Raw genomic sequence first — 10,839 nt, forward strand, 5'->3', positions numbered from 1 at the left:
AGATCCAGGCGGCGGGAACCGGTCAGGTGGCCAAGCTGTCGAGCAGGGTGCTGCGCAGCGCACCGGTCGAGGTGAACGCCGACGACGGGACGGCCCGCGTGTTGGTGTATGTGGAAGCCACATCCAAGAAGTCGAACGAGGCCGGCGTGAAGCGGTCGATGGGTTTCATGGTCGGGATGACCAAGAACGGCGACCTGTGGAAGGCGTCCAGCATCACCTCGCTTGATTCGCTGGCGCTGGAATCGGACATGGCCAACGCGGGCGACCAGGGAACGGCCACCCAGACCCAGCCGACCCAGACGCAGCAGCCGAGCACGACCGAAGGGGCGGGCAACTGATGATGGCAACCAACCCACGTCCCAAGAAGGCGCGGCCCCGCGTCGCAGGGCTCGACCGTGGTGGCCGGCCGATCGATGCCGATACGACGGCGGAGCAGGCGAGCGCGACCGGACCGGCATCGCCGGACTCCGTTCCGGCCACCGGAGCGGGACAGGACGAGCCGACCCGCGCCACGTCGTCGGCCGCGGGCACGTCCGCCACCCGTTCGGCTCTGACGACGACCCGTTCGAAGTCGCCGTGGACGCTGGCGATCTGGCTGGGAGTCGCCGCGCTGGTACTCGCGATTATCGCGATCATCGGGGCACTGCATCCCGGCGCGAGCATCGGCAAGAACAAGGCGTTCATCGACGAGGCCGCGACCACCGAGCTGACCTCGCAGGCCGGCAGCAAGGCGTGCAATGTGCTCGCCTATGACGGCACCGAGTTCGACAAGTGGGCGGCCAAGGCTCGTTCGGCGCTCACCGGCAAGCCCCTCAAGGAGTTCAACGAGTACCTGCCGACGCAGAAGCAGTTGATCGAGCAGACCAAGGCCGTTGCGGACTGCAAGGTCGATGGTGTGGGCGTGATGGAGCTGACCGGCGGCGGCGAGGGCGACAAGGCGCACGTCATCATGAACCTGGTCATCAGCCAGTCGCTGAACGGCATCGCGGCCAACAGCGGCGCACCCGCGATCGACCTGCGGTTGGTCCGCAAAGGCGATGCCTGGCTCATCGAGAAGCTCGATCAGATCCACGCGGTGTCCTGACGTCCTGCTCATCTTTCACCAATCTTGCTGTTTCGCTTGACGCGGAGCCGATCTCGGGCCACTCTGTGACCAGTGAAAGATGAGCAGGCAGCCATCGGCGACAGATCTCTACCGGTGTCGGTGAGATCACTCCAGGCGTGAGTTGACAAACCGCGCCTATTTTCTGATACAGTAGGACGTTGCGCTGGCTGCCTCCTGTCCATCTTTGATTCTGCCTCAGGCCACATGCGTCGCGTCGTGCGGCGTATCAACCCGTGGTTGATGCCAACACAGGCGTGTCTCCAGCGAACGGCCCATCAAGGGCGAGCACCGCTAGCTAGGTTCACACTTCGTGTTGGAAGGACGCATCTTGGCAATCAACCGCCAGTCCACCTCAACCATCCCCGGAGCGCCGCGCCGCGCTTCATTCGCAAAGATCAGCGAGCCGTTGGAGGTCCCGGGCCTCCTCGATCTGCAGCTTGACTCCTTCGAATGGCTCCAAGGCTCTCCGGAGTGGCGGGCGAAGGCACTTGCAAGGGGCGTCGAGAACCCCACGGGCGGGCTTGAGGACATCCTGCATGAGCTGTCCCCGATCGAGGACTTCTCCGGGTCGATGTCGCTGTCGTTCTCCGATCCGCACTTCGATGAGGCCAAGGCCTCTGTGGAGGAGTGCAAGGACAAGGACATGACGTACGCGAAGCCGCTGTTCGTCACCGCCGAGTTCATCAACAACAACACCGGCGAGATCAAGTCGCAGACCGTCTTCATGGGCGACTTCCCGATCATGACCGACAAGGGCAGCTTCATCATCAACGGCACCGAGCGTGTCGTGGTGAGCCAGCTCGTGCGCAGCCCCGGCGTGTACTTCGACGCCGCCATCGACAAGGCCACCGAGAAGACCCTGCACACCGTCAAGGTGATCCCGGGCCGCGGTGCCTGGCTGGAGTTCGACGTGGACAAGCGCGACACCGTCGGCGTGCGCATCGACCGCAAGCGCCGCCAGCCCGTCACCGTGCTGCTCAAGGCGCTCGGCTGGACCACCGAGGAGATCGCCGAGCGTTTCGGATTCTCCGAGATCATGATGTCGACCCTGGAGAAGGACTCGACGTCCAACCAGGACGAGGCGCTGCTGGAGGTCTACCGCAAGCTGCGTCCGGGCGAACCGCCCACCAAGGAGTCGGCCGAGTCGCTGCTGGAGAACCTGTTCTTCAAGGAGAAGCGCTACGACCTGGCCAGCGTCGGCCGCTACAAGGTCAACAAGAAGCTCGGCCTGACGGCCAACCCGATGGTCGGGGAGTCGACGCTGACCCGCGAGGATATCGCGGCCACCGTCGAGTACCTGGTGCGTCTGCACGAGGCCGACCCGCACGTGCTGACGTTGTCGTCGGTGACCGGCCCCGGCGGCATCGAGGTGCCGATCGAGGTCGACGACATCGACCACTTCGGCAACCGTCGCCTGCGTACCGTCGGCGAGCTGATCCAGAACCAGATCCGCGTGGGCCTTTCGCGCATGGAGCGGGTCGTGCGCGAGCGCATGACCACCCAGGACGTCGAGGCGATCACCCCGCAGACCCTGATCAACATCCGTCCCGTCGTGGCGGCGATCAAGGAATTCTTCGGCACCAGCCAGCTCTCGCAGTTCATGGACCAGAACAACCCGCTGTCGGGCCTGACCCACAAGCGCCGCCTCTCGGCGCTGGGCCCGGGCGGTCTGTCGCGTGAGCGTGCCGGCCTCGAAGTGCGCGACGTACACCCCTCGCACTACGGCCGCATGTGCCCGATCGAAACCCCTGAGGGCCCCAACATCGGCCTGATCGGTTCGCTGTCGGTGTACGCGCGGGTCAACCCGTTCGGCTTCATCGAGACCCCGTACCGCAAGGTCGAGAACGGTCACGTCACCGACACGATCGAGTACATGACCGCCGACGAGGAGGACCGCTACCTCATCGGACAGGCCAACACGTCCTACGATCTCGACGGCCGCATCACCGACGAGCGCATCCTGGTGCGTAAGAAGGGCTCCGAGGTGGAGTTTGTCGGCGCAGACGCGGTGCAGTACCTCGACGTGTCGCCGCGCCAGATGGTGTCGGTGGCCACCGCGATGATTCCGTTCCTCGAGCACGACGACGCCAACCGCGCCCTGATGGGTGCGAACATGCAGCGTCAGGCCGTGCCGCTGGTGCGCAACGAGTCGCCGCTGGTGGGTACCGGTATGGAGCTGCGTGCCGCGGTCGACGCCGGCGACGTGATCGTCTCCGAGCTGACCGGTGTCGTGGAAGAGGTCTCGGCCGACTACATCACCGTGATGGGCGATGACGGCACCCGCAAGACCGACCGTCTCAACAAGTTCGCCCGCTCCAACCACGGCACGTGCGCCAACCAGCGCCCGATCGTCGACGAGGGGCAGCGGGTGGAGGCCGGTCAGGTGCTGGCCGACGGCCCGTGCACCCAGAACGGTGAGATGGCTCTGGGCAAGAACCTGCTCGTGGCGATCATGCCGTGGGAGGGTCACAACTATGAGGACGCGATCATCCTGAGCCAGCGGCTCGTGGAGGAAGACGTGCTCACCTCGATCCACATCGAGGAGCACGAGATCGACGCCCGCGACACCAAGCTCGGTGCCGAGGAGATCACCCGGGACATCCCGAACGTCTCCGACGAGGTGCTCGCCGATCTCGACGAGCGCGGCATCGTCCGTATCGGTGCCGAGGTCCGCGACGGCGACATCCTGGTCGGCAAGGTCACCCCGAAGGGTGAGACCGAGCTGACCCCGGAGGAGCGGCTGCTGCGCGCGATTTTCGGTGAGAAGGCCCGCGAGGTGCGCGACACCTCGCTGAAGGTGCCGCACGGCGAGACCGGCAAAGTCATCGGTGTGCGCGTGTTCAGCCGCGACGACGACGACGATCTCGCGCCCGGCGTCAACGAGCTGGTCCGCGTGTACGTGGCGCAAAAGCGCAAGATCCAGGACGGCGACAAGCTCGCCGGCCGGCACGGCAACAAGGGCGTCATCGGCAAGATCCTCCCGCAGGAGGACATGCCGTTCCTGCCCGACGGCACCCCCGTCGACATCATCCTGAACACGCACGGTGTGCCGCGTCGTATGAACATCGGCCAGATCTTGGAGACCCACCTGGGCTGGGTCGCCAAGGCCGGCTGGAACATCGACGTCGCCAACGGGGTTCCGGACTGGGCGTCCAAGCTGCCCGAGGACATGTTCCACGCCGATCCCGACACCAACACCGCCACCCCGGTGTTCGACGGTGCGCGCGAGGAGGAGCTGACGGGTCTGCTCGGCTCGATCCTGCCCAACCGTGACGGTGAGGTCATGGTCAACGGTGACGGCAAAGCGACGCTGTTCGACGGACGTTCGGGCGAGCCGTTCCCGTACCCGGTGTCGGTCGGCTACATGTACATCATCAAGCTGCACCACCTCGTCGACGACAAGATCCACGCGCGTTCGACCGGTCCGTACTCGATGATCACGCAGCAGCCGCTCGGCGGTAAGGCCCAGTTCGGTGGCCAGCGCTTCGGTGAGATGGAGTGCTGGGCGATGCAGGCCTACGGCGCTGCCTACACCCTGCAGGAACTGCTCACGATCAAGTCCGACGACGTGATCGGGCGCGTGAAGGTGTACGAGGCGATCGTCAAGGGCGAGAACATCCCCGAGCCGGGCATCCCCGAGTCCTTCAAGGTGCTGCTCAAGGAGCTCCAGTCGCTCTGCCTGAACGTGGAGGTGCTGTCCTCGGACGGCGCGGCCATCGAGATGGCCGACAGCGACGACGAGGATCTCGAGCGCGCCGCGGCCAACCTGGGCATCAACCTCTCGCGCAACGAGTCCGCCACGGTCGATGACCTCGCCAACTGACCCTCACCACTGACAACAGAGCTCTGGAAAGGTAACAAGTGCTCGACGTCAACTTTTTCGACGAACTGAAGATCGGCCTGGCCACGGCCGACGACATCCACAACTGGTCGTACGGTGAGGTCAAGAAGCCGGAGACGATCAACTACCGCACGCTCAAGCCCGAGAAGGACGGCCTGTTCTGCGAGAAGATCTTCGGACCGACCCGCGACTGGGAGTGCTACTGCGGTAAGTACAAGCGCGTCCGGTTCAAGGGCATCATCTGCGAACGCTGCGGCGTCGAGGTCACCAAGGCCAAGGTGCGCCGCGAGCGGATGGGTCACATCGAGCTGGCCGCACCGGTCACGCACATCTGGTACTTCAAGGGTGTGCCGAGCCGGCTGGGCTACCTGCTCGACCTGGCGCCGAAGGATCTGGAAAAGATCATCTACTTCGCCGCCTACGTGATCACCTCCGTCGACGACGAGCTGCGCCACGCGGAGCTCTCGACCCGTGAGGCCGAGATCGAGGTCGAGAAGAAGGCCCTGGCCGATCAGCGTGACATCGACCTGAACGAGCGTCAGCAGAAGCTCGAGCAGGATCTTGCCGAGCTGGAGGCCGAGGGTGCCAAGGCCGACGTCCGCCGCAAGGTCAAGGACGGTGCCGAGCGCGAGATGCGCCGCATGCGTGATGCAGCGCAGCGCCAGATCGATGAGCTGGTGGAGATCTGGGACAAGTTCACCAAGCTGAGCCCGGGCGAGCTGATCATCGACGAGAAGCTGTACCGGCAGCTCGACGAGCGGTTCGGCGAGTACTTCACCGGCGCGATGGGTGCCGAGGCGATCAAGAAGCTCCTGGAGATCTTCGATATCGACGCCGAGGCCGAGTCGCTGCGCGAGACGATCCGCAGCGGCAAGGGCCAGAAGAAGCTGCGTGCACTCAAGCGACTGAAGGTGGTCGCCGCGTTCCAGCAGTCGAAGGCGTCGCCGCTGGGTATGGTGCTCGACGCCGTTCCGGTGATCCCGCCGGAGCTGCGGCCGATGGTGCAGCTCGACGGTGGCCGGTTCGCCACCTCCGACCTGAACGACCTGTACCGCCGCGTCATCAACCGCAACAACCGCCTCAAGCGACTGATCGATCTGGGCGCGCCCGAGATCATCGTCAACAACGAGAAGCGGATGCTGCAGGAGTCGGTGGACGCGCTCTTCGACAACGGCCGTCGCGGTCGTCCGGTCACCGGTCCGGGCAACCGTCCGCTCAAGTCGCTGAGCGATCTGCTCAAGGGCAAGCAGGGCCGGTTCCGTCAGAACCTGCTCGGCAAGCGCGTAGACTACTCGGGCCGTTCGGTCATCGTCGTCGGCCCGCAGCTCAAGCTGCACCAGTGCGGTCTGCCCAAGCTGATGGCCCTGGAGCTGTTCAAGCCGTTCGTGATGAAGCGTCTGGTGGACCTGAACCAGGCGCAGAACATCAAGTCGGCCAAGCGGATGGTCGAGCGTCAGCGTCCGGCGGTGTGGGATGTCCTCGAAGAGGTCATCAACGAGCATCCCGTGCTGCTCAACCGTGCGCCCACGCTGCACCGCCTCGGTATTCAGGCGTTCGAGCCGCAGCTCGTCGAGGGTAAGGCCATCCAGCTGCATCCGCTGGTGTGTGAGGCGTTCAACGCCGACTTCGACGGTGACCAGATGGCCGTGCACCTGCCGCTGAGCGCCGAGGCGCAGGCCGAGGCCCGCATCCTGATGCTGTCGTCGAACAACATCCTCTCGCCCGCGTCGGGCCGTCCGCTGGCCATGCCGCGTCTGGACATGGTGACCGGCCTGTTCTACCTGACCACCCTCAAGGAGGGCGCGGTCGGTTCGTACCGCCAGGCCACCGCCGACAGTGCCGAGGAGGGCGTCTACTCGAGCCCGGCCGAGGCGCAGATGGCCGTCGACCGTGGCGCGCTCACCGTGCAGTCGCGCATCAAGGTGCGGCTGACCGACCAGCGTCCGCCCGCCGACGTCGAGCACGAGTTGTTCGCCGACGGCTGGCGCTACGGACAGCCGTGGACGACCGTGACCACGCTGGGCCGGGTGCTGTTCAACGAACTGCTCCCCGTGGAGTACCCGTTCGTCGACGAGCAGATGCCGAAGAAGCGCCAGGCCGCGATCATCAACGATCTCGCCGAGCGCTACCCGATGATCGTCGTCGCGCAGACCGTCGACAAGCTCAAGGACGTGGGCTTCTACTGGGCCACCCGTTCGGGTGTCACGGTGTCGATGGCCGACGTGCTGGTGCCGCCGCAGAAGGCGGAGATCCTCGAACGTTACGAGGAGCGGGCCGACGGTCTGGAGCGCAAGTTCCAGCGTGGTGCGCTGACCCCCGACGAGCGTCGTGACGCGCTGGTGGAGATCTGGAAGCAGGCCACCGAAGAGGTCGGTAAGGCCATGGAGGAGTACTACCCCGAGGACAACCCGATCATCATGATCCCGCGCTCGGGTGCCACCGGTAACCTGACGCAGGTTCGTAACCTGTCGGGCATGAAGGGTCTGGTGACCAACCCGAAGGGTGAGTTCATCCCGCGCCCCATCAAGTCGTCGTTCCGCGAGGGCCTGACGGTGCTGGAGTACTTCATCAACACTCACGGTGCCCGTAAGGGTCTGGCCGACACTGCGCTGCGTACCGCCGACTCGGGTTACCTGACCCGTCGTCTGGTGGACGTCTCGCAGGACGTCATCGTCCGCGAAACCGACTGCGGCACGCCGCGCGGCATCAACGTCGCGCTCGGCGAGAAGCAGCCGGACGGCTCGATCATCCGCGACGCGCACGTGGAGACCTCCGCGTACGCCCGCACACTGGCCGCCGACGCGGTCGACGCCGATGGCAACGTCGTCGTCGAACGTGGCCACGACCTGGGCGATCCGGCGATCGAGGCACTGCTGGCCGCCGGCATCACCGAGGTCAAGGTGCGCTCGGTGCTCACCTGCGGCACCGGCACCGGTGTGTGCGCACACTGCTACGGACGGTCGATGGCCACCGGCAAGCTTGTCGACATCGGCGAGGCCGTGGGCATCATCGCCGCCCAGTCGATCGGTGAGCCCGGTACCCAGCTGACGATGCGTACCTTCCACCAGGGCGGTGTCGGTGACGACATCACCGGCGGTCTGCCGCGTGTCCAGGAGTTGTTCGAGGCGCGTGTCCCCAAGGGCGTGGCCCCGATCTCCGAGGTGTCGGGCCGGGTGCGTCTGGAGGACGACGACCGCTTCTACAAGATCACCATCGTCCCCGACGACGGTTCCGAAGAAGTGGTGTACGAGAAGATCTCCAAGCGGCAGCGTCTGCGTGTGTTCAAGCACGACGACGGCACCGAACGCCTGCTGAGCGACGGCGACCACATCGAGGTCGGCCAGCAGCTCATGGAGGGTTCGGCCGACCCGCACGAGGTGCTGCGCGTGATGGGCCCGCGCCAGGTGCAGATCCACCTGGTCAACGAGGTCCAGGAGGTCTACCGCAGCCAGGGTGTGTCGATTCACGACAAGCACATCGAGACCATCGTGCGGCAGATGCTGCGCCGGGTCACGATCATCGACTCGGGTTCGACGGAGTTCCTGCCCGGTTCGCTCACCGAGCGTGCCGAGTTCGAGGCCGCGAATCAGAAGATGGTGCTCGAGGGCGGCGAGCCGGCTGCGGGTCGTCCGGTGCTGATGGGTATCACCAAGGCGTCGCTGGCCACCGATTCGTGGCTGTCGGCGGCATCGTTCCAGGAGACCACCCGCGTGCTCACCGATGCGGCCATCAACGGCCGCAGCGACAAGCTGATCGGTCTCAAGGAGAACGTGATCATCGGTAAGCTCATCCCGGCCGGTACCGGTATCAACAAGTACCGCAACATCCAGGTGCAGCCGACCGAGGAGGCGCGTGCCGCCGCGTACGCGGTGCCGTCCTACGACGACACCTACTACAGCCCGGACGGTACCTTCGGTGCCCCGTCCGGTGCCGCGGTCCCGCTCGACGATTACGGTTTCTCCAACGACTACCGCTAGTCACCCGACGGTCTGAATGCCAGTGGCCCCACACCTTTCCGGTGTGGGGCCACTGGCATTGCGCTGGCTGTCACGGCCGCCGGGCGTTGTACCGCTGCCAGAACACCTCACGGAGCCGGTAGCGGACCGGTTCGGGGATGTCGCCGACGGCGAGGGCATCGGAGGCGTCCATCAGCATCGCGCGGTCGAGATCCTGCGGGATCGACGGCCGCGACGCGGCGAGCTGGCGCAGGTCGTCGGGCGATGCGGTGTCCAGGAACGAGGACAGGACGCGGTCGGCGACCGCCTCGATCGCGTCGTTGTCGCTGACGACGTCGGGTGCGTCGTAGCCCGGCATGACATGGCTGATCTCGCCGCTCTTGGAGCTATAGGCCAGCGTGCTGGTCTGCCGTGGTTTGACGATCGGTATCTGCGCTGATGCCGCGACGGTCGCCGGCGAGGCTTTGCGTGGTTCGGCCGGTATGGGTTTCGGTGCTGCCGGGTGCGCCGGTGTGGGCTGACGCGCCGCCGTCTGCGGGGCGGCCGGGTGTGCGGCGGCCGGTGGGCCGGGTTTCGGCCCGGGCCGGGACACGTCGGCGGACTTGGGCTCGGTGGTCTCGGGTACTTTGCGGTCGATCTTGATGACCGCCGCGTCGACGGCCGCGCCGTCGATGACCTGCATGTCGTCGACGGCGCGCAGCAGGTGCCTGCTGATGCCGTGCGGCTTGCCCGCGGCGTTGGGGATGGCCAGGACGACGACCTGCACTCCATGGACCTGCGCCTCCTCGACCGCTTCGGTGAGGTCGTCGTCGCCGGAGACGAGGAAGAACACGTCGGAGGCGTTGTTGCGGGCGTGGGTGACCAGGTCGAGCCCGATGCGCAGGTCCACACCTTTCTGTTCTCCTTGTACTCCGAACCGGCCCAGGCGCAGCTTCACCTTCGGCAGTTCGCCGATCCGTTCCTGTCGTGGGTCGGGGACGCCGTTGTGCGCCGAGTCGTACCAGTGCACGCGCAGCGTGGGCAGCCCCGACAGCCGGGCCGCGGTGTTGACGAGGGTGGAGATCAGTGCCGCGTCGTCGACGTTAATGCCGCTGCGCAGCGAGGTCCCGGTTGCCCGGGTGGCCGCGGAGGCGAGGAGGTAGCCGGCGTCGACGTATACGCAATTGGTGGACCGCATGCGCGGATTATGTCATCGGCACCTGTGGGAACCCTGGATGGTGGTCCGGCCGGGTCGCGATCGGCAGCGTAGAACTCGGCAAATCATGTGTCGTCCGGCTGACCGAATGCGGCCCCGTGACATGCGCATATCGGATCAGTGTGAAACGATCCCGGCCCTTGCGGCGATCAACCTTTCGAGGGGACCATCGAACAGGCGGATCTGTGCGACTCATCTGCATCGCAGGTACAGTGCATGACCGCCCGAAGGAAGGATATGCAATGTTCAGGAAGCTTACGGTAGCGCTCATGGCGCTGGCGATGGCTGCCGGTCTGTCTGGCCTCGTCGCCGGTGAAGCATCGGCCTACCCCAACCGCGGTTGGGATCCCGGACCGGGCCACGGCTGGAATCAGGCGACCAACCGCGTCGACGTCGTCGTGTGGGCCAAGCAGACCACCAACAGCTGGGGCAATGATCGTTGGGGTAATGGTCGTTGGGACAATGATCGTTGGGGTAATGGTCGTCGGGGTAATGATCGTTGGGGCAACGGCCGGCGCTGGGACAACGGTCCGCGCTGGTCGTCGGCGCCGCGGGTCTATGCCGTCGAAACCTACACAGGCCGGTATGCCGGCACCGCGACCCTGGTCAGCACGGATCGCAGTGGTGGCATGCTCGGGTACCGGTACGTGTTCCGCAACCTGCCGTGGGACACGATTCTCAAGATTCGGGTCAGTGGTCCGGGATCGTACGTGGGTATGGACGATCTCTACCTGCCCCGCCG

Annotated in this window: 5 protein-coding genes and 1 pseudogene; 5 read left to right on the forward strand and 1 reads right to left on the reverse strand. The window is 65.7% G+C overall.

Features of this window, described 5'->3' with window-relative positions:
- The 4 genes and pseudogenes from KDB67_RS14490 to KDB67_RS14505 all read left to right on the forward strand — a co-directional run.
- Nucleotides 1-338, forward strand: a pseudogene (locus tag KDB67_RS14490) (hypothetical protein); the annotation flags it as partial.
- Nucleotides 338-1,084: a hypothetical protein gene (locus KDB67_RS14495; RefSeq protein ID WP_291016918.1), complete on the forward strand. Its 747-nt coding sequence runs from the start codon at nt 338-340 to the stop codon at nt 1,082-1,084. The pseudogene KDB67_RS14490 and the gene KDB67_RS14495, both read left to right, overlap by 1 nt.
- A gap of 349 nt (nt 1,085-1,433) precedes the next feature.
- Entirely contained in the window at nt 1,434-4,928 is a 3,495-nt protein-coding gene (gene rpoB / locus KDB67_RS14500; RefSeq protein WP_291016920.1) for a DNA-directed RNA polymerase subunit beta, read from the forward strand.
- Nucleotides 4,929-4,966: 38 nt separating this feature from the next.
- Entirely contained in the window at nt 4,967-8,923 is a 3,957-nt protein-coding gene (locus KDB67_RS14505; RefSeq protein ID WP_291016922.1) for a DNA-directed RNA polymerase subunit beta', read from the forward strand.
- Between the two features lie 70 nt (nt 8,924-8,993).
- Here the strand turns inward: KDB67_RS14505 and KDB67_RS14510 are convergent, their stop codons facing one another.
- Nucleotides 8,994-10,079 (reverse strand): NYN domain-containing protein, encoded by a 1,086-nt coding sequence (locus tag KDB67_RS14510; RefSeq protein ID WP_291016925.1) that lies wholly within the window; start codon nt 10,077-10,079, stop codon nt 8,994-8,996.
- Nucleotides 10,080-10,339: 260 nt separating this feature from the next.
- On the opposite strand from KDB67_RS14510, the gene KDB67_RS14515 reads away from it, so the two are divergent.
- Nucleotides 10,340-10,839: hypothetical protein (locus KDB67_RS14515; protein ID WP_291016928.1), on the forward strand; the 500-nt coding region annotated here is incomplete at its 3' end.

Source organism: Gordonia sp. (in: high G+C Gram-positive bacteria) (genome assembly GCF_020438995.1).
Classification (GTDB): domain Bacteria; phylum Actinomycetota; class Actinomycetes; order Mycobacteriales; family Mycobacteriaceae; genus Gordonia.